The organism is Roseateles aquae (genome assembly GCF_032337115.1).
GTDB lineage: Bacteria > Pseudomonadota > Gammaproteobacteria > Burkholderiales > Burkholderiaceae_C > Roseateles_C > Roseateles_C aquae.
This window is the reverse complement of record NZ_JAVXZY010000001.1, coordinates 975,853-999,490: the sequence shown is the minus strand read 5'-3', so window position 1 is coordinate 999,490 and position 23,638 is coordinate 975,853. Positions and strand designations below refer to the sequence as shown.

Genomic DNA, 23,638 nt, shown 5'->3' with positions numbered 1-23,638 from the left:
GCTTGCGCTGCGGGTCTGCTTGAGTCTGGTGCGGCTGGTCTTGTCGCTACACCTCAACGCAGGCGCTCGATGTTGAAGGCCTGCGCATCGATGCTGGAGCTGCGGCCGGCGAGCAGCTCAGCCAGGCTCTTGGCACTGGCGGAGGCCAGTGCCCAGCCCTCATCGGTCTGGCCGAGATTGAGCCAGATGCCTGCAAGGCCGGATGGACCCAGCAGCGGCAGGCCGTCGGGCAGTGCAGTGCCAGCGCCACTCCAGGCCAGAGCGGCGGTGGTTTGCGCGGCGCCGGGGAAGCATTCGTGCAGCACGCGATGCAGGCTTTGCTGCGCCAGTGTCTGCTGGCGGCGGCTGGGCACGCCCAGCGTGGGCAGGCCGGCCACGCGTACCCGCTGGCCGAGCCGGCAGATGCTGATGCCGCTTGCGAGATCCAGCAGCGCGGCGCGCGGGCCGAGGTTGGGATGGGCTTCCAGCTGGCGCAGTGGCGCGGTGATTGAAAAGCCATGGATGGCGACCAGCGGCAGCTTCAGCCCCAGTGGCTTCAACAAGTCGGCGCTGCCCTGCGCGGCACAAACCACGATCGCGTCAAACCGTTCCTGTTGCGGTTCCAGCGGCATCGGCACGGTGCTGGGGCCTTGCTCCGAGAGGGCCTCTGAGCGGCGCAGCTCGCGCAGCTCAGGCGGGGTGTGCGCATGGGTCAGGCTTGGGCTGCTGCCCGGCGCGCCGGCGGTGATGGCGGTGACGGTCGCGTGAAAGCGCCAGCGCACCCCGAGGCGCTGGCAGGCGCTCTTCAAGGCATGGGCGAATTGCCGCGCATTGCCGGCACTGGCGTGGGGCAGATAGAGACCGCCGTGCAGCGCCAGTTCGGGGCTCAGCCCGGGTTCCTGTTGCAGGCACTGGGCCGCATCCAGCCAGCGTGGCGTCTGGCCAAGGTCGTTCAGCAGCGTCTCCTGGCGACGAATCTGCTGTTCATCCCTGGCGCTGCGCAGCAGGCAGAGCAAGCCTTTGCTGTGCTCATCGTCGATGCCCAATTGCTGGCGCCACAGCTGCAGCTGCTGCAGGCCGGCGGCCAGCATCTGGTTGAGGGCCAGCGTTTGCGACTCACCTGCCTTGGCGCGGCCGCCGCGCCAGCGCTGCCAGGCCCAACTCGCGCGACTGCCCGGCAACGGCAGACCGATCATCGCGCGGCCCACCCCTTGCACCGGTGCTTGGCAGCTCAATCCGCTGAGGCCGGGAGCGGCCAGTCCGGCGATCGCAAAACTACCTTCTGAGGCGACGCTGCCGCGCCGCTCAAACACCGAGACCTCATGGCCCTCGCTGGCCAGCTGATATGCCGTGGTGACGCCAACCAGGCCGGCGCCCACAATCGCGATTCGCATCTCAAACCTTTTGTATCTGTGAGGGTCGTGCGCCGGCTGGAGCTGGCGGCGGCAGGGCCCGAATCGGCTGCATTGTCACTCGGCGCGTGTGACTGTCGCGGAATCAGCATCAAGCCGAGCTGCGCCGTGTTGAGCTCGCCAGCCGCTGTCGCCCTTTGATGGGTGAGTCATATTGGTATACAATCTTTGGGCTTTGCTGGTCACTGCCCGTGCAAGGGTCTTGTAGGCGAGAGCTGTCTGACAGACTGTTTGACGGATTTCCGCTCAGGTTCTCTTCGAGAGTGCAGTGCCAAGCCACCCCAAGAACCTTCGCGAACATGGGCCTGACTAAAGGCTGTCTTGTGGCGGAAGTTGCTGGGTGGGCCATGCAGCAAAGCAGGTTTGACAGGCAATTCCGCCTGACAAATCCATCCGCAAACCCGGCAATTCGAGGTGTTGCTGCCCGTGAGGCTTGAGGCCCGCGAGCGGTGATTCATGCCGGTTTTAAGACACAACCTTCGGAGTTGAATATGTCCGTTACGATGCGCGAGATGCTGGAAGCCGGCGTCCACTTTGGTCACCAAACCCGCTTCTGGAACCCCAAGATGGCCCCGTATATCTACGGCCATCGCAACAAGATTCACATCATCAACCTCGAGAAGACGCTGCCCGCGTTCGAGGAAGCGATGAAGTTCGTGCGCCAGCTGTCGGCCAAGCGCGGCACCATCCTGATGATCGGCACCAAGCGCCAGGCTCGCGAAGTCGTCGCTCTGGAAGCCCAGCGCGCTGGCGTTCCTTACGTTGACCAGCGTTGGCTCGGCGGCATGCTGACCAACTTCAAGACGGTCAAGGGTTCGCTGAAGAACCTGAAGGACATGCAAGCCCAGGTCGAGAGCGGCACCCAGCCCGCCATCAAGAAGGAAGCCCTGCTGTTCCAACGCGATCTGGCCAAGCTGGAAAAGAACATCGGCGGCATCCAGGACATGGCTGTGCTGCCCGACGCGCTGTTCGTCATCGACGTCGGCTATCACAAGATTGCCGTTGCCGAAGCCAAGAAGCTGGGCATTCCGGTCATCGGCGTGGTTGACACCAACCACTCGCCCGAAGGCATCGACTACGTGATCCCCGGCAACGACGACTCGGCCAAGGCTGTGGCACTGTACGCCCGCGCCGTTGCTGACGCCGTGCTGGAAGGCCGCGCCAACGCCACCAACGAAGTGCTGCAAGCCGTGGCACCCGCTGGCGACGAGTTCGTGGAAGTCAGCGAAGGCGCTTAAGCGCTGGTCTGCTCGCAGGAATCCTGCAAAAAGAGGGGGGCTGATTCAGCCCCCTTTTTCCAAGCTGAATATCAACATGGGGTCAGGTCTTGCCTGATCCTGAGTTCAACGGAGATAGAAATGGCTGCTATTACCGCAAGCATGGTCGGCGAACTGCGTGCTCGCACCGACGCCCCGATGATGGAATGCAAGAAGGCGCTGACCGAGGCCGATGGCGATCTGGCCCGCGCTGAGGAAATCCTGCGCGTCAAGCTGGGCAACAAGGCCGGCAAGGCCGCTTCGCGCGTGACCGCCGAAGGCGTGGTTGCCGCCGCCGTGGTCGGCAATGCCGGCGCACTGTTGGAAGTGAACTGCGAAACCGACTTCGTGTCGAAGAACGATGCCTTCCTGGCCTTCGTCAACGCCGCAGCCGCCCTGATCGCTGAACACGCGCCGGCCGATGTGGCTGCACTGTCGGCACTGCCGCTGTCGCAAGAAGGCTTCGGCCCGACGGTGGAAGACGTGCGCAAGGGCCTGATCGGCAAGATCGGCGAGAACATGACGATCCGCCGCTTCCAGCGCTATGCCAATGGCAGCAAGCTGGCTTCCTACCTGCACGGCACCCGCATCGGCGTGATGGTTGAGTTCGAAGGCGACGATGTGTCGGCCAAGGACGTCGCCATGCACGTTGCCGCGATGAAGCCGGCTGCACTGTCGTCGGCCGATGTGCCGGCCGAGTTGGTCGAGAAGGAACGCAAGATCGCTACCGAGAAGGCTGCCGAATCCGGCAAGCCGGCCGAGATCGTCGCCAAGATGGTTGAAGGCTCGGTGCAGAAGTTCCTGAAGGAAGTCTCGCTGCTGGACCAAGTCTTCGTGAAGGCGGCTGACGGCAAGCAAACCGTCGGCGCCATGCTGAAGGACAAGGCCACCACGGTGAAGGCCTTCACGCTCTACGTCGTGGGCGAGGGCATCGAGAAGAAGGTGGACGACTTTGCCGCCGAGGTGGCCGCCCAAGTGGCCGCCGCCAAGGGCGCCTAAGCGCTCCGCAACAAAAGGGCGCCTCTGGCGCCCTTTACACTTGTGCCTGCGGTCGCGCCTCTGAAGCGCGGCATCGCGGCCAATCCACACAGCAATGACGAGGTAAGAATGCCCGCGCACAAACGCATCCTGCTCAAACTCTCCGGCGAAGCCCTGATGGGCGATGACGCCTATGGCATCAACCGCGCCACCATCGTTCGCATGGTGCGTGAAATCCTGGAGGTCACGCAGCTGGGTGTGGAGGTGGCGGTCGTCATCGGTGGCGGCAATATCTTCCGCGGCGTCGCGGGTGGTTCCGTGGGCATGGACCGTGCCACAGCCGACTACATGGGCATGCTGGCCACGGTGATGAACTCGCTGGCCCTGGCCGACACGATGCGCCAGGAAGGCATGACCGCCCGCGTCATGTCGGCGATCTCGATCGAGCAGGTTGTCGAGCCCTATGTGCGTCCCAAGGCGCTGCAGTACCTGGAAGAGGGCAAAGTCGTCATCTTTGCCGCCGGTACCGGCAATCCCTTCTTCACGACCGACACCGCCGCGGCGCTGCGTGGTGCCGAGATCGGTGCCGAGATCGTGCTGAAGGCGACCAAGGTCGACGGCGTCTATACCGCCGATCCCAAGAAGGATCCGAACGCGACGCGCTACACGCGCATCAGCTTCGATGAGGCCATCACCAAGAATCTGCAGGTGCTGGACGCCACCGCCTTTGCGCTGTGCCGCGACCAGAAGCTGCCGATCAAGGTCTTCAGCATCTTCAAGCCGGGCGCCCTGAAGCGCGTGGTGATGGGCGAAGACGAAGGCACCCTGGTTCACGTTTGAGTGGCATTTAGCGCCGCCGAGTCAGACAAGTTTCAAGGTTTGAGCATCATGAGCATTGCAGAGATCAAGAAGAACGCCGAGGCCAAGATGGCCAAGTCCGTCGAGGCCTTCAAGAACGAGTTGCACAAGATCCGTACCGGTCGTGCCCACCCTGGCATCCTGGACCAGGTCAGCGTCGACTATTACGGCTCGATGGTGCCGATCTCCCAGGTGGCCAACGTCAGCCTGCTGGACGCTCGCACGATCAGCGTGCAACCCTGGGAAAAAGGTATGGGCGCAAAGATCGAGAAGGCCATCCGTGAGTCGGACCTGGGCCTGAACCCGTCCGCCCAAGGCGATCTGATCCGCGTGCCGATGCCGCCGCTGACCGAAGAGCGCCGCCGCGACCTGACCAAGGTCGTGCGCAATGCCGGCGAAGACGCCAAGGTGGCCGTGCGCAATCTGCGCCGCGATGCCAACGAGCAGGCCAAGAAGCTGCTCAAGGACAAGGAAATCGGCGAGGACGACGAGCGTCGCAGCCTGGACGAAGTCCAGAAGCTGACCGACCGCGTCATTGCCGAGATCGACAAGCTGGTCGCGGGCAAGGAAGCCGAGATCCTGGCCGTCTGACGCTGTGACTAGCGATAACAAGGCGGTTCCCCGCCATGTCGCCATCGTCATGGATGGCAATGGTCGCTGGGCCAAGAAGCGCTTTCTGCCGCGCTTCTTCGGCCACAAGCAAGGTGTGGATGCGTTGGTCAAGGTGGTTCAGGCCTGTATCGACCGCGAGATCGGCTACCTGACCGTCTTTGCCTTCTCCAGCGAGAACTGGAAGCGCCCCAGCGACGAAGTCTCGGGCCTGATGGGCCTGGTGCTGGCCGCGGTGTCCCGCTACCTGGCGCGCATGGGTGCAATGGGCGTGCGCATCCGCATCGTCGGCGACCGTGAGGCGGTGTCCGAGAAGCTGCGCAATGCCTGGAATGAGGCCGAGGCGCTGACTCAGCACAACACCAAGCTGACGCTGTCGGTGGCCTTCAACTATGGTGGCCGTTGGGACATCGTGCAGGCCTGCAAGGCGGCCATGGCTGCCGGTGTGCCGCCCGATCAGCTCAGCGAAGCCAAGCTGTCCGAGTTCATGGCGATGAGCTATGCGCCGGATCCGGATCTGTTCATACGCACCGGCGGCGAGGTGCGCATCAGCAATTTCCTGCTCTGGCAGGTGGCCTACACCGAATTCGTGTTTTCCGATTGCCTCTGGCCGGAGTTTGGTGAGGCGCAGCTGGATGCGGCCATCAGTGCCTTCCGTGATCGTGATCGGCGCTTTGGCGGAGTCAAGGACGCAGGCGGCTCGCTGAGTGCGGCTTGAGCCGCGCTATTGGTCCGGATGCCCGCTGGTTTCTTGACGTGTTCGAACTGAACGGGGTCGCGCAAAGCGCCTTGGAGCGATTGAGATGCTGAAGACCCGAATCATTACCGCCCTGGTGCTGCTGGCGATCCTGCTACCGGCACTGTTCGCCAGTTCGCCGCTGCCTTTTGCACTGCTCACGCTGGTCTTGATCGCCGCGGCGGGTTGGGAATGGTCACGCCTCAATGGCGCGCCCGGTCTGCCGGCTTGGGGCATGGGCCTGGGCCTGGCGGCCTTGTGTGCGGCCAGCCTGCAGTGGCTGGGCCTGCAAGCGGCACCGGCCTGGTGCTGGTGGCTGGGGGGGGCGATCTGGGTGCTCGGTGGTGCGCAGGCCTTGCGCAGCGGCCCGAGCCATTGGCCACAAATCTCCCGCGGCTTGCGCCTTGGGCTTGGTGTACTGGCGCTCTGGGCGGCCTGGTTGGCCATGGCGCAGGCCAAGGCGGTAGGCATCAATTTCCTGCTCTCCATCTTCAGCCTGGTGTGGATGGCCGATGTCGCCGCATATTTCGGCGGCCGCAGCTTGGGCCGGCGCAAGCTGGCCCCAGCCATCAGCCCGGGCAAGAGCTGGGAAGGTGTCTGGAGCGGCATGGTGGCGGTCTTGCTGCTCGGCTTTTTGTGGGCCTATGTGATTGACCAGCGTCTGGCTGTCGATTCGGCCAGTCTCTATCAGCGCCTGCTGCACGGCCAGGGCCTGGCGATTGGCGTGCTGGCGCTGCTGTTCCTCAGTGCCATGAGTGTGGTGGGTGACTTGTTTGAATCCTTGATCAAGCGGGCGGTCGGCGCCAAGGACAGCAGCCAGCTGCTGCCCGGACACGGCGGTGTGCTGGACCGAGTCGATGCCTTGCTGCCGGTGTTTCCACTGGCAATGGCGCTGGCCTCGCTGGGAGCACCAGCATGAGCGCGCGCCGTCAACGCGTTTGTGTGCTCGGATCGACCGGGTCGATCGGTACCAACACGCTGGACGTTTTGGCCCGCCACCCTGAGCGTTATGAGGTGCTCGCGCTCAGTGCGATGAGCCGTGTGGATGCGCTGCTGGCCCAATGCCTGCAATGGCAGCCGCGCTTCGCGGTGATGCCCGATACGGCGGCCGCGGCGCAGCTGCGCGCCGCCTTGCGGGAACAGGGTTCGCGCACCGAGGTGCTCGATGGTGCTGCAGCGCTCAGCGAGGTGGCGGCCCATCCCGATGTCGATGTGGTGATGGCGGCCATTGTTGGCGCGGCGGGCTTGGCGCCCTGTCTGGCGGCGGCGCGCGCTGGCAAGCGGCTGCTGCTGGCCAACAAGGAAGCCATCGTGCTGGGTGGCGCGCTGTTCATCAATGCGGTGAAGCAGGGCGGGGCGGATCTATTGCCCATCGACTCCGAGCACTCGGCCATCTTCCAGTGCCTGCCCGAAGACCGCAGCAGCTGGGCGCAGCGCATCGATCACATCGTGCTGACGGCCTCCGGCGGCCCTTTCCGCCAGCGTGACCCAGCCAGCCTGGCCGAGGTGACGCCAGAACAGGCCTGTGCGCACCCGAACTGGGTGATGGGCCGCAAGATCTCGGTCGACTCGGCAACGATGATGAACAAGGCGCTGGAGGTGATCGAGGCGCGCTGGTTGTTTGATCTGCAGCCGGCACAGATCAAGGTCATCATCCATCCGCAAAGCATCATCCATTCGATGGTGGTCTGCCGCGACAACTCGGTGCTGGCCCAGCTGGGCACGCCCGATATGCGGGTACCGATTGCCTATGGCCTGTCCTTCCCCGAACGGATCGAATCCGGCGCCAGCCGGCTTGATCTGCTGAGCAGCAGCGCTGGTCTCAGCTTTGAGGAGGCTGATGAGCGGCGCTTCCCCGGCCTGTACCTGTCCTGGCAGGCGCTGCGAGGTGCCGAGGGATCGACGGCGGTGCTCAATGCCGCCAACGAGGAGGCGGTTGAAGCCTTCCTGAATCGCCGTTTGCGCTTCGACCAGATCCATCAGATCAATGCCAGCACGCTGGCGCAGCTGACGCCGGCTGCCGATGAGGCGGCCAGTGTTGACGGCCTGCTCAATCTGGATGGCCGGGCGCGTCGCCATGCGCGTCAGCTGATCGCGGCGGCCGCGGCATGATGATGTCGGTGCCGGCCTTTTTGCTTGCGCTGGCGATTCTGATCGTCGTGCACGAGTACGGGCATTACCGTGTGGCGCGGGCTTGTGGCGTCAAGGTGCTGCGTTTTTCGGTGGGCTTTGGCCGCGTGATCTGGCGCCGCCAGGCGCATCCGGACGCCACCGAATTCACGCTGTCCATGCTGCCCCTGGGGGGCTATGTGCGCATGCTGGATGAGCGCGAGGCGCCGGTGCCGGCGGACATGCGCGGCCAGGCCTTCAACAACAAGCCGCTGTGGCAGCGTGCTGCTGTCGTGGCGGCCGGCCCGATCGCCAACCTCTTGCTGGCCGTGGCGATGTTCAGTGCTGTCGCCTGGCTGGGCCAGGAACAGGCGCAGCCGGTGCTGGGTGCCCCGGCCGCAGGTGGCATCGCAGAAGTGGCCGGCATGCGCGTCGGTGACCGCGTGCAGGCGAGCTCGCTGGACGGTCAGACTTGGACCGAAATTCAGGCCTTGCCCGATCTGCACTGGCAACTGACTCAGGCCATCACCGAAGGGCGAGCACTGCATCTGCTGCTCAGCGACACGGCCGGCCATGGTCGGCGCGAGATCGTGCTGCCGCTGGATCAGCTGGCCAGCCGTGAGCTCGATGCCCAGGCGCTGCGCAAACTGGGCCTGGGCGCGGCCTTCAGCGAGCCGGTCTTGGGCCGTTTGACGCCGGGTGGGGCCGGCGAGCAAGCCGGTCTGCGCGAAGGCGACCGCGTGCTGTCGGTGGACGGTATTGCCACCCAGGATGCCGCCAGCTTGCGAGAACAGATTCGCCGTGCTGTCCGCGACGGTGAAGCGCTGCCCATGCAATGGACCGTGTCTCGTGCTGGCCAGGTGCTGAGCCTCGAAGTGCGCCCGCGCCTGGTCGAAGACGGCGGGCAGAGGCTGGCCCGCATCGAAGCCCTGGTCGGTAGTCGCCCACAGATGGTGCTGGTGCGAGAGGGCTTGTTAGATGGTCTGACCAAGGGCGCACGTCGCAGCTTTGACGTGGCCAGCATGACCCTGCGCCTGTTTGGCCGCATGCTCACAGGTGAAGCTTCGCTGAAGAATCTGAGCGGCCCGCTCACGATTGCCGACTATGCTGGGCAGTCGGCCAGTCTGGGCCTGGTGGCTTTCCTGAATTTCCTCGGCCTGGTCAGCGTCAGCTTGGCGGTGCTGAACCTGCTGCCATTGCCAATGCTCGATGGTGGACACCTGATGTATTATCTTTTCGAGGGTTTGAGCGGTCGCCCCGTATCCGAGTGGTGGCTCAAGCAGCTCCAGCGCGCTGGCGCCTTCGTGATGCTGCTGATGATGGCTTTGGCCCTTTCCAACGACATGACCCGCCTGCTGGGTCTGCACTGAATCCATTTCTGCATGTACTTGCCTAAGTTGCCCCAGCGATCGCCTCTGCGCCCCTCATTGATGTCCTTGGCGCTGATCGCCGCCCTGCACTCGGGCGCCGCTTGGGCGGTTGAGCCCTTTGTGCTGAAGGACATCCGGGTTGAGGGCGTGCAGCGCACCGACCCCGGCACGGTGTTCGCGAGCCTGCCCTTCCGCGTTGGCGACACCTACAACGACGACAAGGGCGCGGCCGCCCTGCGTGCCCTGTTCGCCACCGGCCTGTTCAAGGACGTGCGCATCAATATCGATGGCAACGACGTCGTTGTCGTCATCGAAGAGCGACCCATCATCGCCAACGTCAGCTTCATCGGCTTGAAGGAGTTCGATACCGAAGCGCTGACCAAATCGCTGAAGGAAGTCGGCATCGGCGAAGGCAAGCCCTTTGACAAGGCGCTGGCCGATCGCGCCGAGCAGGAGTTGAAGCGGCAGTACCTGACGCGCAGCCTCTACGGCGCCGAGGTCACGACGACGATCACCCCGCTGGAGCGCAACCGTGTCAACGTCAGCTTTGCCGTCACTGAAGGTGAACCGGCCAAGATTGCCGATATTCGGATCAACGGTAGCAAGGCCTTCTCGGAGAGCACGTTGCTGGGCCAACTGGAGCAGACCACGTCGGGGTGGCTGACCTGGTACACCAAGACCGACCGCTACTCGCGTACCAAGCTCAATGCTGATCTAGAGACGCTTCGTTCGTATTACCTGAACCGCGGCTACCTGGAGTTCTCGGTCGAGTCGACGCAGGTGACGATTTCGCCGGACAAGCAAAGCATCAGCATTGCGGTCACCATCAAGGAGGGCCAGCCCTACACGGTGTCCGGCGTGCGGCTCGAGGGGGAGTTCCTCGGTCGCGAGGAAGAGTTCAAGCGTCTGATCGTGGTACGCCCAGGCGATGCGTATCGCGGTGACGCTGTGGCGGCCACCACGCGCGCTTTCTCCGACTACTACGGCACCTTCGGCTACGCCTTTGCGCGTGTGGACAGCCGCACCGAAGTCGACAAAGCCACGGGTCAGGTTGTGGTGGTCTTTACTGCTGATCCGGCGCGTCGCGTCTATGTGCGCCGGGTGCTGGTCTCGGGTAACACCAAGACTCGCGATGAAGTCATTCGTCGCGAGTTCCGTCAGTTTGAATCGGCCTGGTACGACGGCCAGCGGATCAAGGCCTCGCGTGATCGCGTCGAGCGCCTGGGCTACTTCAAGGATGTGACCATCGACACCAGCGAAGTTGCTGGCGCGCCTGATCAGGTCGACGTGACCTTGACGGTGACCGAGCGCCCGACCGGCAATGTGTCTGTGGGGGCGGGCTACTCGAGTGCGCAGAAGCTCTCCTTCCAGGGCGCGATCCGTCAGGACAACGTCTTCGGTTCGGGCAACTATCTGGGCTTGGAAGTGAATACGGCCAGCACCGGCCGTGCGCTGTCGGTGAGTACTGTCGATCCCTATTTCACCGTCGATGGCGTGTCACGCGCGGTCGACGTGTTCTACCGGACCAGCAAACCGCTGAACAGCTTGGGCGAGGTCTATGAGTTTGCCTCGTATGGGGGCTCGCTCCGTTTCGGCGTGCCCTTCAGCGAACTCGACACCGTGTTCTTCGGTATCGGTTACGAGCTGACCAAGATCACGAACTCGACCGGCGTGCCCAATGCGTATTTCGAGTTCGCCAAACAGTTTGGCGCTCGCAGTGCAGCGTATCCGTTGACTATCGGGTGGCAGAACGATGCGCGTGACAGCGTCATCTCGCCCAGCGCCGGGCGCCTGCAAAAGGTCTATATGGAGCTGAGTCCGGCCGGCGAGGCGCAATACGCCAGGCTGAATTTGCAACATCAGCAGTACATTCCGCTGGGTCGCAAGTTCACCGTGGGCTTGAATGCTGAACTGGGCTTGGGTTATGGACTCGGGGGCCGGCCTTACCCAGTGTTCAAGAACTTCTATGCGGGCGGTTTGGGCTCGGTGCGGGTGTTCGAGCAGGGCTCGCTGGGGCCGGTGGACGTCACTGGTTCCTACAGTGGCGGCAACGTGAAATTCAATACCAATGCCGAGTTGTATGTGCCGGTGCCCGGTGCAGGCAACGACAAGAGCTTCCGCCTGTTTGGCTTCGTTGACGCGGGCAATGTGTGGTCGACCCAGCGCACGGCTGCCAACACCGAAAGGGTCAGTTGGGACACCATGCGCGTGTCTGCAGGCATCGGTATCAGCTGGCTGTCGCCGATGGGGCCGTTGAAGCTGAGCTATGGCACGCCGATTCGCAAACAGCGGACGGATAGAATCGAAAAATTCCAATTCCAGATCGGGACTGCATTCTGATGAAGAGCAAGCTGTTGAAGACGGTGGCCGCGGCTGCCTTGCTGGCCGCCTCGGCCATCACTGCACACGCACAAGAACTGAAGATTGGCTACGTCAGCACCGAGCGGATCCTGCGCGAAACCAACCTTGCCAAATCGGCCCAGATCAAGCTGGAAGCCGAATTCGGCAAGCGCGAGAAGGATCTGAAGGAATTGGAGAACAAGCTGCGTGGCGCCGCCGACAAGCTGCAGAAGGATGCGCCGATGCTGGCCGAGGCCGAGCGCAATCGCCGTGAGCGCGATCTGGTCGAGCAGGATCGCGATCTGCAGCGCAAGCGCCGCGAATGGCAAGAAGACCTGCAGCAGCGCAAGAGCGAAGAGATGCAGGGTCTGGTCGACAAGGCCAACCGCGTTGTCAAGCAGATCTTCGAGACCGAGAAGTACGATCTGATCGTGCAAGACGCACTGCACGCCAGCAACCGCGTGGACATCACCAAGAAGGTGATCGATGCGCTCAACGCGCAGAAGTGATTGATTGAAGACAGAAGTCCGCATCACGCTGGCTGAACTGATCGCCGCCTTGGGCGGCGATCTTGTTGGTGAAGCCAACTTGCTCATCACGCGCATTGGCAGCCTGGAAGAGGCGGACGCCCAGACCATCTCCTTTCTGGCCAATCCGCGCTATCAGCCGCAGTTGGCCAGCACGCGCGCTGGCTGTGTCATCGTGGCCCCCGCGCTGGCCGAGGCGGCCGCGGCCCGTGTAGCTGGCGCTGCCTGCATCGTCACCCCCGATCCCTATCTCTACTTCGCGCGCCTGACGCAGTGGTGGGCGCGCCATCTGCGACCGCAGCTCGCGGCGCGCATCCATCCGAGCGCTCATATCGACGCATCGGCCGTGATCGGTGAGGGCGTCGATATCGGCCCCGGCGTGGTTGTTGAGGCCGGCGTGCGCATTGGGCCCGGCGTTCGCATCGGTGCCAACAGCGTGATCGAGCGCGAGGCTGAGATTGGCGCGGGCAGCCGCCTGGCGCCGCGTGTAACGCTGGGCTTCGAGTGCAGCATCGGCGCGCGCTGCATCGTGCACAGCGGCGTCGTGATAGGCGCCGATGGCTTTGGCTTTGCGCTGAGCCAGGGGCGTTGGGAAAAGATCGAGCAGCTGGGTGCGGTCCGCATCGGTGATGAGGTCGAAATCGGCGCGAACAGCTGTATCGACCGGGGCGCCTTGGGCGACACGGTGCTGGAAGACGGCGTCAAGCTCGACAACCTGGTGCAGATCGGCCACAACGTGCACGTTGGCGCCCACACCGCGATGGCCGGCTGTGCCGGCGTGGCCGGCAGTGCCCGCATCGGCGCCCACTGCACCGTCGGTGGCGGTGCCATCGTGCTGGGGCATTTGAGCCTGGCCGACCATGTGCATGTGTCGGCCGCCACCGTGGTCAGCCGCTCGATCACGAAGCCGGGCCAGTACAGCGGCGTCTTCCCCTTCGACGACAATGCCAGCTGGGAAAAGAACGCCGCCACCTTGAGACAGTTGCATGCGCTGCGCGACCGCATCCGCACGCTGGAAAAGAAAACATGAGCACCATGGACATCCATCAAATCCTGAAGAAGATCCCCCATCGCTATCCGATCCTGCTGGTGGATCGTGTGCTGGAGATCGAAAAGGGCAAGCGCATCCGCGCGCTGAAGAACGTGTCCATCAACGAGCCCTATTTCATGGGCCACTTCCCGCACCGCCCGGTGATGCCGGGCGTGTTGATGCTTGAGGCGATGGCACAGGCCGCTACCGTGCTGACCCTGGTCAGCCTGGACACTGAGCTCGACGACAAGACGGTGTGCTATTTCGCCGGCATCGATGGCGCGCGCTTCAAGCGCCCGGTCGAGCCCGGCGACCAGCTGATCCTGGACGTGACGCTGGATCGCGCCAAGGCCTCGATCTTCAAGTACACCGGCAAGGTCTATGTGGGCGATGAAGTCGCCTGCGAGGCCGAGTTGATGTGCACGATGCGTCGCATCGAGGCCTGAGTCGCTGCCCGGCAGTTCTAGCGCAGAAGGTTGTTCGGCCATGAGCAAGATCCATCCCACCGCCGTCATCGATGCCGGCGCTGAGCTCGACAGCACGGTCGAGGTCGGCGCCTACAGCGTGATCGGTGCCGGCGTGAAGATTGGCGCGGGTACCAAGATCGGCCCGCACTGCGTGATCGAAGGGCCGACGACGATTGGCCGCGACAACCAGTTCTACCAGTTCAGCTCCATCGGCGCGGCGCCGCAGGACAAGAAATACGCCGGTGAGCCGACCCAGCTCATCATCGGCGACCGCAATATGGTGCGCGAGTTCTGCACCATGAACCGCGGCACCGCGCAAGATGAAGGCGTGACCCGGCTTGGTGATGACAACTGGCTGATGGCCTATGTGCATCTGGCCCACGACTGCGTGGTCGGCAGCAAGACCATCTTCGCCAATAACGCACAGATTGCCGGGCATGTCCACGTCGGCGACTTCGCCATCCTTGGCGCCTACACGGCGGTGCACCAGTTTGTTCATATCGGCGCGCACAGCATGACCGGCATGGGCTCCATCCTGTTCCAGGATCTGCCGCCCTTCATCATGGCCAGCGGCAATACCGCCGAGGCGCGCAGCTTCAATCTCGAAGGCCTGAAGCGCCGCGGCTTCACGCCCGAGCAGCTCAATGCCGTCAAGCAGATGTACCGGCTGCTCTACCGCAAGAGCCTGACCGTCGATCAGGCCAAGATGGAAATGATCGCCCTGCAGGCCACGCTGGCCGAGGCGAAGGACACCATTCAGCTGATGATCGACTTCCTCAATACCGCCACGCGCGGCATCATTCGCTAACACGCCATGTCCGTATCCGCGCCTCGCTTCAGCCTGGTGGCCGGCGAGGCCTCCGGGGACCTGCTTGGCGGCTTGCTGCTGGCCGGCTTGCGCCAGCGCTGGCCCGAGCTGCAGGCCGATGGCATCGGCGGCCCCAAGATGGCGGCCCAGGGCTTCAAGGCCTGGTGGCCGCACCACAAGCTGTCGGTGTTCGGCTATGTCGATGCCTTGCTCCATCTGCGCGAGATCCTGGGCATACGCAAGCAGCTCGGTGAACGGCTGCTGGCCGAGGCACCGCAGGCCTTCATTGGCATCGACGCACCGGATTTCAATTTCGCGCTCGAAGCCAAGTTGAAGGCGGCCGGCATCAAGAGCATCCATTTCGTCTGCCCCTCGATCTGGGCCTGGCGGGCCGAGCGCGTCGAGAAGATCCGCCGCTCGGTCGACCATGTGCTCTGCCTGTTTCCCTTCGAGCCGGCGCTGTTGCACAAGGCCGGCATTGCGGCCAGCTATGTCGGCCATCCGCTGGCCGATGTAATCCCGATGGAGCCGCCGCGCTCAGCTTGCCGCGCGGCGCTGAGCCTCTCTGAGACCGACACCGTGGTGGCCCTGTTGCCAGGCAGCCGTAGGAGCGAGATCCGCTACATCGCTGAACCGCTGCTGCGTGCGGCGCAGCTGATGCAGCGGCAGCGCCCCGAGCTGCGTTTCATCATGCCGGTGGCGCCCGGCATGCGTGAGCTGATGGCGCCGCTGCTGCAGCGTCACGCGCAGGGCCTGCGTCTGGAGGTGCTGGACGGGCGCTCGCACGAAGCGCTGGCGGCCTGTGACATCACGCTGGTCGCCAGCGGCACGGCGACCTTGGAGGCGGCGCTCTTCAAGCGGCCGATGGTGATTGCCTACCGGATGCACTGGCTGAACTGGCGGCGCATTCGCACCAAGCGCTTGCAGCCTTGGGTAGGGCTGCCCAATGTGCTGGCCGAAGACTTCGTCGTGCCCGAGCTGCTGCAGGACGCCTGCACGCCCGAGGCACTGGCCCGTGAAGGCCTGGCCTGGCTGGACGATGCGGCGCGCCGCGAGCATGCCGTGGCCATCTTCCGTCAACAACATGAGCTGCTGCGCTGCAATACCGCACAGCGCGCCACCGATGCGATCGCGCAAGTCCTCGGCGCCTAAGCAGGCCGCGCCCGAACAGCTGGGCCTGCTCTGGGACGTGCCGGGCCTGATGGCCGGCGTCGACGAAGCCGGCCGTGGCCCGCTGGCCGGCCCGGTGGTGGCTGCGGCGGTGATCCTTGACGACCAGCAGCCGATTGCCGGCCTGGCCGATTCCAAGGCGCTGACCGAGAAGAAGCGTGAGCGCCTGTTTGACGAGATCCGCGCCAAGGCGCTGTGCTGCTGCATCGCTGAGGCCTCGGTCGAGGAGATCGACGAGCTTAATATCCTGCAGGCGACGCTGCTGGCGATGCGCCGGGCGGTCGAAGGCCTGCGGCTGAAGCCGGCCAAGGTGCTGGTCGATGGCAACCGGCTGCCGGTGCTCAAGGTGCCTGCCGAGGCCATCGTCAAGGGCGATGCCAAGGTGCAGGCGATCTCGGCGGCGTCCATCCTCGCCAAGGTGCATCGCGACCGGCTCTGCCTGGCCATGCATGAGGCCCATCCCGAGTACGGCTTCGCCACCCACAAGGGTTATCCGACGGCCGATCACATCGCCGCCTTGCGCCAGCACGGCGCCACCGTCTGGCACCGGCGCAGCTTCGGCCCGGTCCGCGAGGTATTGCATCCATGAACCAGATCGTTCACATCAGCTCGCGTGATAACCCGGTTTTGCAGCGGCTGCGCAAGCTGAGCCAGGATGGCGCGGCCTATCGCAAGATTGGTAGCGTCTGGCTGGAGGGCGATCACCTGGCCCGCGCGGCGCTGGAACGCGGCCGCCAGCCTGGCCTGGCGCTGATCACCGAGCAGGCTTACGCACATGCAGGCTTGCGAGCCCTGGCCGACGCAGCGCCCAAGGTGCTGGTTGTGCCCGAGGCATTGTTCAAGACGGTCAGCGGCCTGGAGTCGCCGGCGCAGCTGGGCTTTGAGATTGCCCACGAGGCGAGGCAAGACCTGACCCCGGGCGTCGACTCCGTCGTGCTGGACCGCCTGCAGGATGCCGGCAATGTCGGCACGATTCTGCGCAGCGCGGCGGCGATGGGCTTTCGCCAGGTGCTGGCGCTCAAGGGCACAGCGGCGCTGTGGTCGCAAAAGGTGTTGCGTGCCGGCATGGGTGCGCATTTCGGCCTGCAGCTGGTGGAAGGCCTGGCGCCGGAGGATCTTGATGCACTGGGCGTGCCGCTGGTCGCCACCAGCTCGCATGCCGCGGCGCAGTTGCATCAGCTGGCGCTGCCCAGCCCTTGCGCCTGGGTGATGGGCCATGAAGGGCAGGGCGTGCAGCCGGCGCTGATGCAGCGCTGCAGCTTGACCGTCGGCATTCCCCAGCCGGGCGGCGAGGAGTCGCTGAACGTGGGCAGCGCTGCCGCGATCTGCCTGTACGAGAGTGCCCGGCAGCGCCTGGTGGCGGCTCAGTAAATCAGCCGGTCCGGCCGGATATCACGCAGGATGGTGGTGGCGATTTCCTCGATCGACTTGTTGGTCGAGGACAGCCAGGAGATGCCGTTGCGTTTCATCATCGCCTCGGCCTCGTTGATCTCGTAGCGGCAGTTCATCAGATCGGCGTACTTGCTGCCGGGTCGGCGCTCATTGCGAATCTGCGACAGCCGCTCCGGGTCGATGGTCAGGCCGAAGCATTTTTTCTTGTGCGGCTCCAGCATCGAAGGGATCTTGCTGCGCTCGAAGTCTTCCGGGATCAGTGGGTAGTTGGCCGCCTTGATGCCGTGCTGCATGGCCAGATAGAGCGATGTCGGCGTCTTGCCGCTGCGCGACACGCCGACCAGGATCACGTCGGCGGCCTCGAGGTTCTTGGCCGACTGCCCGTCGTCATGAGCCAGCGAGAAATTGATCGCCTCGATCCGGTCGTGATACTCCTGGCTGCGTGCCACATCGGAGAAGCGCCCAACGCGGTGGTTGGACTTGATCTTGAACTCTTCCTCCAGCGGCTCGATGAAGGTGCCGAACATGTCCAGCACCAGGCCCTGGCAGTGCTCACGCACGATCTGCAGCACCTCGCGGTTGACCAGGGTGGCAAACACGATGGCACGGCGCCCCTCGGCCACGCCGGTGGCGTTGATCTCGCGCACCACCTCGTAGGCCTTTTCGGCGTTGTCGACGAAGGGGCGCCGCACATGGCGGGGCTTGCCGGCGAACTGGGCGAGGATGGAGTTACCGAAGGTTTCGGCGGTGATCCCGGTGCCGTCCGAGACAAAGTACACGGTGCGATTGGGCATGGTGGCAAACCTGTCAAGCAAGGGTTTCCATCATAGGCGCGCCTCCCCCTACAATCGGCCGCAGTTTGTCGATCAAAGCCACATGCATTCCTTCCACCCCCAATCAGAATCCACAAATGGTGGGGCGGGTGCGTGCGCTGAAGCCGTGCAGGACGGTGCGAGCTCCCTGAGCCGCCGCTGCACGGGAGTGCCAGTTTCACAACATCACGGAGCCCTCCCATGTCTTCTCGCTTTGACGCGACCGCCCTGGTCGTTCCCTTTGAGAATCTGAGAATGAGCGATGTCGAGGTCGTTGGCGGTAAGAACGCCAGCCTCGGCGAAATGATCTCGCAGCTGGCCGCCTCCGGTGTGCGTGTGCCCGGCGGCTTTGCCACCACGGCCCATGCCTTCCGCGAGTTCCTCAAGCATGAGGGTCTGGACAAGCGCATCGAAGCGCGCCTGGCCACGCTGAACACCGACGACGTCCGCGCGCTGGCCGAGGCCGGCGCCGAAATCCGTGGCTGGCTGGAGGCGCAGCCCTTCCCGGCCGATCTGGAGGCGCAGATCCGCAGCTCCTTCGAGAAGCTGACGGCCGACAATCCCGGCGTGTCCTTTGCCGTGCGCTCGTCCGCCACCGCGGAAGACCTGCCGGACGCCTCGTTTGCCGGCCAGCAGGAGACCTTCCTGAACGTAGTCGGCATCGAGGAAGTGCTGCACAAGATGAAGGAGGTGTTTGCCTCCCTCTACAACGACCGCGCCATCAGCTACCGCGTCCACAAGGGCTTTGCCCATGCCGAGGTGGCCTTGTCGGCCGGTGTGCAGCGCATGGTGCGTTCCGACCTCGGTTCGGCCGGCGTGATGTTCACCATCGACACCGAGTCCGGCTTCAAGGATGTGGTCTTCATCACGTCCAGCTACGGCCTGGGTGAGACGGTGGTGCAGGGCGCCGTCAACCCCGACGAGTTCTATGTCCACAAGCCAGCGCTGAACAAGGGCAAGCAGCCCATCATCCGCCGCAATCTGGGCTCCAAGCTGATCCGCATGGAGTTCGCAACGCCGGAAGAAAAGGCCGCCAGCGGCAAGCTGGTCAAGACGGTGGACACCGTGCCCGAAGCACGCAATCGCTACTCGCTGAATGATGCCGAGGTGGTCGAGCTGGCCCAGTACGCGCTGATCATCGAGCAGCATTACCAGCGCCCGATGGACATCGAATGGGGCCGCGACGGTGTCGATGGCAAGATCTACATCCTGCAGGCTCGCCCGGAGACGGTGAAGAGTCAGGCCGAAGGCCAGGTTGAGCATCGCTACAAGCTCAAGGGCCACAGCGCCGTGTTGGCCGAGGGCCGCGCCATTGGTCAGAAGATCGGCACCGGCCCGGTGCGTCTGGTGCACAGCATCAGCGAAATGGAACGCGTGCAGCCAGGCGACATCCTGGTGACCGACATGACCGACCCGAACTGGGAGCCGGTGATGAAGCGGGCCGCGGCCATCGTCACCAACCGTGGCGGCCGCACCTGCCACGCCGCCATCATTGCGCGCGAGCTGGGCATTCCGGCCGTGGTCGGTTGCGGTGACGCGACCGAGCGGCTGAAGGATGGCCAACTGGTCACCGTCGCCTGCTCCGAGGGCGATACCGGCTATATCTACGACGGCCTGCTGGAAACCGAAGTCAGCGAAGTCCATCGTGGCGAGCTGCCGTACTGCCCGATCAAGATCATGATGAACGTCGGCAATCCGCAGCTGGCCTTCAACTTCGCGCAGATGCCCAGTTCCGGTGTTGGCCTGGCCCGGCTGGAATTCATCATCAACAACAATATCGGTGTCCACCCCAAGGCCATCCTGGACTATCCGAATATCGATGCCGACCTGAAGAAGGCGGTCGAGTCGGTCGCCCGTGGTCATGCCTCGCCGCGTGCCTTCTACGTCGACAAGCTGGTCGAAGGCATCGCCACCATCGCGGCAGCCTTCTATCCGCGGCCGGTGATCGTGCGCCTGTCGGACTTCAAGAGCAACGAGTACCGCAAGCTGATCGGTGGCTCACGCTATGAGCCTGATGAAGAGAATCCGATGCTGGGCTTCCGTGGCGCCTCGCGTTACATCAGCGGCGAGTTCTCGGATGCCTTCGCGATGGAGTGCGAAGCGCTGCGCCGCGTGCGCAACGACATGGGCCTGACCAATGTCGAAATCATGGTGCCCTTCGTGCGCACGGTGCGCCAGGCTGAACGTGTGGTTGGCATGCTGGCCGAGCGTGGCCTGAAGCGTGCGGCCACCGGCGGTCAGGACGGCCTGCGCGTCATCATGATGTGCGAGGTGCCCAGCAACGCCATCCTGGCCGATCAGTTCCTGGAGCATTTCGACGGCATGTCGATCGGCTCCAACGACCTGACCCAGCTGACCCTGGGCCTGGATCGCGATTCGGGTCTGGAACAGCTGGCTGGCGATTTCGATGAGCGCGATCCGGCCGTCAAGGCGCTGATCTCGCGCGCCATCAATGCCTGCCGCGCCACCGGCAAGTACATCGGCATCTGCGGCCAGGGTCCCAGCGATCATCCGGATTTCGCCGACTGGCTGGCTGCCGAAGGCATTGTCTCGATCTCGCTGAACCCCGACACGGTGATCGACACCTGGCAGCGCCTGGCGGCGAAGTAAGTCAAGCCGCTGATGTCGTCCCTTCCCGAATCGGGAAGGGGCGGCGCGGTCGGCTTTGACCCAAGCGAGCGCCGAGCCTCAGGCGCCTGAGGCCGCTCGGTGATCCGGCGAGCCCACGACCGCCAGGGTCTGGGTGCCGGTGATGATCATTCGCACCATCACGATCAGTTGCTCGGTCAATTCGGCCAGCTTGTCGTGTGGTTGATCCATGGCCGTGGCGCCCATGGCAAAAACCAGCCGGGTAATGGCCTTGGCCGTCAGCGCCGGCTCGTACAGGCCGGTGCCATGCACTTCGGCAAGGCGGATCAGGTCGAGCCGTAGCTCATCTTCAAAGAACAGCAGCTGACGGTCGACGGCGCGCTTGAAGGCGTCCGAGCCCACCGTGCCCTCACGCAGCAGGATGTGCAGCAGGCGGTCGTCCGAGCGCAGCTGCTCCATGAAAGCCTGCACCGCGCAACGCACGACGCTGCTGCCATTGCTGGCGCGCAGCCGGGCCTCACCAATGATCTCGCGCAGCGATTCGCCGGCCATGTCGATCAGCGTCACGGCCAGCTCGTCCATGTCGCGGAACTGGCGGTAAAAGCTGTTCGGCGCAATGCCGGCTTCGCGGGCCACTTCGCGCAGGCTCAGGGTCGACACGCTGCGATGCGGCCCCAGTAGGTTCAGCGCCGCCCTCACGATGTCTTCGCGCGAAATATGCGCCTTGCGGCCCGGCCCGGCAGGGGGCTGCGGGTCAAGGCTGTTGTCGGCGGAAGGCTGTAGAAGGCTTGTCATGGGCGTGTGCGAGAGTCGGCATCATAACCAAGCTGAATTGCTATACATGTGTATAGACGCTTGTGCTTATGTCTGTATACTTGTGCCCAAGCACGGTTGCGCCTCGGGAGATGGGGTGCAGAGCCCTCGGGCTTTTTGCCGCCGCGTCGAACGGAGTTCTTGTGTCCTCACTTGCGTCCTCTCAAAGCCTTGGGCGTGGCGGTCTGCTGCGTCGCCTGGTCGATCCTCTGGTCGATCAGGCCATCGTCGATTTCTGGCTGGGTCAGCTGAACCGGCTGTGGACCTGGGAGCGACCCTTGGCCCGCGTGGTTGAGCGGCGCCAGGAGGCGGCCGATGCCGTCACGCTGCTGCTCAAGCCCAACCGGCACTGGCAAGGCTTTCGCGCCGGCCAGCATCTGAACATCGGCGCCGAGGTCAATGGCCGCTGCGTCACCCGCAGCTACAGCCTCAGCGACCAGCCGCGCCCGGACGGGTTGATTGTCATCACCGTCAAGCAGGTGCCCGGCGGTTTGCTGTCCACCCAGCTGTGCGATCGAACCCAGGTTGGCGACATCTTGACCATAGGTCAGGCGTATGGCGACTTGGCGCTGCCCAAGACCGGCAAGGGTGGCTATCTGCTGCTGGCGGCGGGCAGCGGCATCACGCCGCTGATGAGCCTGATCCGATCCTGGGCGGCCGCCGGGGGCGAGAGCCGGCTGACGCTGGCCTACTGGGCGCGCACCAAGGAACAGCTGTGCTTTGCCAAAGAGCTGCAGGCGCTGGCCGAGGCGCAGCCGCGCTTTCGCCTGCATCTGCTGCTGACGCAACATCCCGCCACGCCGGCGGCACGCATCGGTGCAGCGCCGCTCGACGCGTTGCTCCTCGATGCAGCCGCTGTGGCCGACCTGCACGTGCTGGCCTGTGGTCCCGGGGGCTTCGTCGAAACGGCGCGGCAGTTGCTGGCCTCGCGCGTGGCCGGCTTCCAGGCCGAGGCGTTTTCGCCCGCCACACCGCTGCGCGTTGATGAGGTCCGGCCGGTCACGGTTCAGCTGCAGCGCAGTGGCCGCAGCCTGACGATCAGCTCGGGCGACAGCCTGCTTGGCGCGCTGGAGGCTCAGGGTCTGCGCCCGGCCTCGGGATGCCGGATGGGCATCTGCCACAGCTGTGTCTGCACCAAGCTGGAAGGCCAGACGCAAAACCTTTTGACCGCCGAACAAGATGGCGAGCCTGGCAGCGCGCTGCGCCTGTGCGTCAGCCGCGCCTGCGGCAATATCAGCCTGGATCTTTGAGACACCGAGCATGAATAAATCTCTGACCCGCAAGCTCAGCAACGAGGAACTGGAGCAGTTTGGCGCCGAGATCGAGGCGCTGCGCGCCAAGACGGTGGCCGACCTCGGCGAGCGCGACGCCCGCTACATCCGCACTATCTTCAAGGCCGTGCGTTGGACCGAATTCGCCGGTCGGGCACTGCTGATGGTCGGGGCCTTCCTGCCGCAGCCCTGGTTGATCGCCTGCTGGGTGCTCGGCGCCTTGACACTGGGCCTGTCCAAGATTCTGGACAATATGGAGCTCGGCCATAACGTCATCCATGGCCAGTTTGACTGGATGGGCGATCCGCACTTCAAGGGCAAGCAGTTCGAGTGGGACATCGTCGGCACCAGCGACAACTGGCGCAAGACCCACAACTTCCGCCACCACACCTACACCAATATCCACGGCCTGGATGACGACATCGGCTATGGCGTGCTGCGTCTCTTCCCCGAGCAACGCTGGACGCCGGCGGCGCTCTTGCAGCCGCTGTATGCCATTGTCTTTGCACTGCTGTTTCAATGGGGTGTGGCCATCCAGGACCTGCGCCTGGGCCGCCTGTTCGGTGCGCGCAAGCAGCAGGCACGCGCCGAGCTGCGTCGTGCCGGCGTGCCGGTGCTGAAGAAGATCGGGCGCCAGTTGATCAAGGACTATCTTGTCTTCCCGCTGCTGGCGGGGCCAGGCTTTCTGTTCGTGGCCAGCGGCAATATGGTCGCCAACGGTCTGCGCAATCTGTGGACCTACACCATCATCTTTTGCGGCCACTTCACCACTGACGTCGAGACCTTTCCCAAGGGCGTGCTGAAGAACGAGACACGCGCACATTGGTACTGGCGGCAGATCCGCGGCTCGTCGAACCTGTCCGGCGGCTTTCTGCTCAACACCTTGTCGGGCAATCTGAGCCATCAGATCGAGCACCATCTGTTCCCCGATGTGCCGGCCAATCGCTACGTCGAGATGGCGCCCGAGGTTCGGGCGATCTGCAAGCGTTACGGCGTGCACTACAACACCGGTTCGCTGCCCATGCAGTTCTCACAGGTGATCTGGCGCATCCTGCGCCATGCCTTGCCGAGCCGGCCGCGTGCCAGCCGCTTGGCCGGCGCCAATTCCTGAG

Annotated in this window: 22 protein-coding genes; 19 read left to right on the top strand and 3 right to left on the bottom strand. The window is 64.3% G+C overall.

Annotation, left to right across the window (positions count from 1 at the left end):
- Positions 1-53: 53 nt before the first annotated feature.
- Positions 54-1,373 (bottom strand): FAD-dependent oxidoreductase, encoded by a 1,320-nt coding sequence (locus RQP53_RS04340; protein ID WP_315648860.1) that lies wholly within the window; start codon positions 1,371-1,373, stop codon positions 54-56.
- Positions 1,374-1,882: 509 nt separating this feature from the next.
- On the opposite strand from RQP53_RS04340, the gene rpsB reads away from it, so the two are divergent.
- The 16 genes from rpsB (at position 1,883) to RQP53_RS04260 (ending at position 17,020) form a co-directional block, all read left to right on the top strand.
- On the top strand, positions 1,883-2,629 hold the full coding sequence (gene rpsB, locus RQP53_RS04335; protein ID WP_315648858.1) for a 30S ribosomal protein S2: 747 nt from the start codon (positions 1,883-1,885) through the stop codon (positions 2,627-2,629).
- A gap of 120 nt (positions 2,630-2,749) precedes the next feature.
- Entirely contained in the window at positions 2,750-3,646 is an 897-nt protein-coding gene (gene tsf / locus RQP53_RS04330) for a translation elongation factor Ts (RefSeq protein ID WP_315648857.1), read from the top strand.
- A 108-nt stretch (positions 3,647-3,754) separates the two neighbouring features.
- Positions 3,755-4,465: a UMP kinase gene (gene pyrH, locus RQP53_RS04325; RefSeq protein ID WP_315648856.1), complete on the top strand. Its 711-nt coding sequence runs from the start codon at positions 3,755-3,757 to the stop codon at positions 4,463-4,465.
- Between the two features lie 48 nt (positions 4,466-4,513).
- Positions 4,514-5,074 (top strand): ribosome recycling factor, encoded by a 561-nt coding sequence (frr, locus tag RQP53_RS04320; protein WP_315648854.1) that lies wholly within the window; start codon positions 4,514-4,516, stop codon positions 5,072-5,074.
- Between the two features lie 4 nt (positions 5,075-5,078).
- Complete coding sequence (uppS, locus tag RQP53_RS04315; RefSeq protein ID WP_315648853.1) at positions 5,079-5,810, top strand: polyprenyl diphosphate synthase; 732 nt, start codon at positions 5,079-5,081, stop codon at positions 5,808-5,810.
- An 85-nt stretch (positions 5,811-5,895) separates the two neighbouring features.
- Positions 5,896-6,747, top strand: coding sequence for a phosphatidate cytidylyltransferase (locus RQP53_RS04310; protein WP_315648852.1), 852 nt, complete (start codon positions 5,896-5,898; stop codon positions 6,745-6,747).
- Positions 6,744-7,940 carry a 1-deoxy-D-xylulose-5-phosphate reductoisomerase gene (gene ispC / locus RQP53_RS04305; RefSeq protein ID WP_315648850.1) on the top strand — a complete coding sequence of 399 codons (1,197 nt, stop codon included), beginning with the start codon at positions 6,744-6,746 and terminating at the stop codon, positions 7,938-7,940. Before RQP53_RS04310 ends, ispC begins: the two co-directional genes overlap by 4 nt.
- Positions 7,937-9,307, top strand: a complete 1,371-nt coding sequence (rseP, locus tag RQP53_RS04300; RefSeq protein WP_315648849.1) for an RIP metalloprotease RseP — start codon at positions 7,937-7,939, stop codon at positions 9,305-9,307. Before ispC ends, rseP begins: the two co-directional genes overlap by 4 nt.
- A 60-nt stretch (positions 9,308-9,367) precedes the next feature.
- Positions 9,368-11,647, top strand: coding sequence for an outer membrane protein assembly factor BamA (gene bamA / locus RQP53_RS04295; RefSeq protein WP_315648848.1), 2,280 nt, complete (start codon positions 9,368-9,370; stop codon positions 11,645-11,647).
- Positions 11,647-12,156 carry an OmpH/Skp family outer membrane protein gene (locus tag RQP53_RS04290; protein ID WP_315648846.1) on the top strand — a complete coding sequence of 170 codons (510 nt, stop codon included), beginning with the start codon at positions 11,647-11,649 and terminating at the stop codon, positions 12,154-12,156. The genes bamA and RQP53_RS04290 overlap by 1 nt, the downstream gene beginning before the upstream one ends.
- Positions 12,157-12,160: 4 nt before the next feature.
- Entirely contained in the window at positions 12,161-13,204 is a 1,044-nt protein-coding gene (lpxD, locus tag RQP53_RS04285; RefSeq protein ID WP_315648844.1) for a UDP-3-O-(3-hydroxymyristoyl)glucosamine N-acyltransferase, read from the top strand.
- 5 nt (positions 13,205-13,209) lie between these two features.
- Positions 13,210-13,650, top strand: coding sequence for a 3-hydroxyacyl-ACP dehydratase FabZ (fabZ, locus tag RQP53_RS04280; protein ID WP_315649196.1), 441 nt, complete (start codon positions 13,210-13,212; stop codon positions 13,648-13,650).
- Positions 13,651-13,690: 40 nt separating this feature from the next.
- The gene (gene lpxA / locus RQP53_RS04275) at positions 13,691-14,479 is read left to right on the top strand and encodes an acyl-ACP--UDP-N-acetylglucosamine O-acyltransferase (protein ID WP_315648843.1); all 789 of its coding nucleotides are present in this window, start codon (positions 13,691-13,693) and stop codon (positions 14,477-14,479) included.
- A gap of 6 nt (positions 14,480-14,485) precedes the next feature.
- A complete protein-coding gene (gene lpxB / locus RQP53_RS04270) occupies positions 14,486-15,631 on the top strand; it encodes a lipid-A-disaccharide synthase (RefSeq protein WP_315648842.1) in 1,146 nt (381 codons plus the stop codon).
- Positions 15,603-16,238, top strand: coding sequence for a ribonuclease HII (rnhB, locus tag RQP53_RS04265; protein ID WP_315648840.1), 636 nt, complete (start codon positions 15,603-15,605; stop codon positions 16,236-16,238). Before lpxB ends, rnhB begins: the two co-directional genes overlap by 29 nt.
- Positions 16,235-17,020: a TrmH family RNA methyltransferase gene (locus RQP53_RS04260; RefSeq protein ID WP_315648838.1), complete on the top strand. Its 786-nt coding sequence runs from the start codon at positions 16,235-16,237 to the stop codon at positions 17,018-17,020. Before rnhB ends, RQP53_RS04260 begins: the two co-directional genes overlap by 4 nt.
- On the opposite strand, the gene ppsR is transcribed toward RQP53_RS04260, so the two are convergent.
- Positions 17,014-17,835, bottom strand: a complete 822-nt coding sequence (gene ppsR, locus RQP53_RS04255; RefSeq protein ID WP_315648837.1) for a posphoenolpyruvate synthetase regulatory kinase/phosphorylase PpsR — start codon at positions 17,833-17,835, stop codon at positions 17,014-17,016. The genes RQP53_RS04260 and ppsR overlap by 7 nt on opposite strands.
- Before the next feature lie 219 nt (positions 17,836-18,054).
- Between ppsR and ppsA the strand changes: the two genes are divergently transcribed.
- Complete coding sequence (gene ppsA / locus RQP53_RS04250) at positions 18,055-20,463, top strand: phosphoenolpyruvate synthase (RefSeq protein WP_315648836.1); 2,409 nt, start codon at positions 18,055-18,057, stop codon at positions 20,461-20,463.
- 78 nt (positions 20,464-20,541) lie between these two features.
- On the opposite strand, the gene fabR is transcribed toward ppsA, so the two are convergent.
- Entirely contained in the window at positions 20,542-21,237 is a 696-nt protein-coding gene (fabR, locus tag RQP53_RS04245) for an HTH-type transcriptional repressor FabR (protein WP_315648835.1), read from the bottom strand.
- A 161-nt stretch (positions 21,238-21,398) separates the two neighbouring features.
- Between fabR and RQP53_RS04240 the strand changes: the two genes are divergently transcribed.
- Positions 21,399-22,505, top strand: coding sequence for a ferredoxin reductase (locus RQP53_RS04240; protein WP_315648834.1), 1,107 nt, complete (start codon positions 21,399-21,401; stop codon positions 22,503-22,505).
- A gap of 10 nt (positions 22,506-22,515) precedes the next feature.
- Positions 22,516-23,637, top strand: coding sequence for a fatty acid desaturase family protein (locus tag RQP53_RS04235; RefSeq protein ID WP_315648833.1), 1,122 nt, complete (start codon positions 22,516-22,518; stop codon positions 23,635-23,637).
- Position 23,638 lies beyond the last annotated feature (1 nt).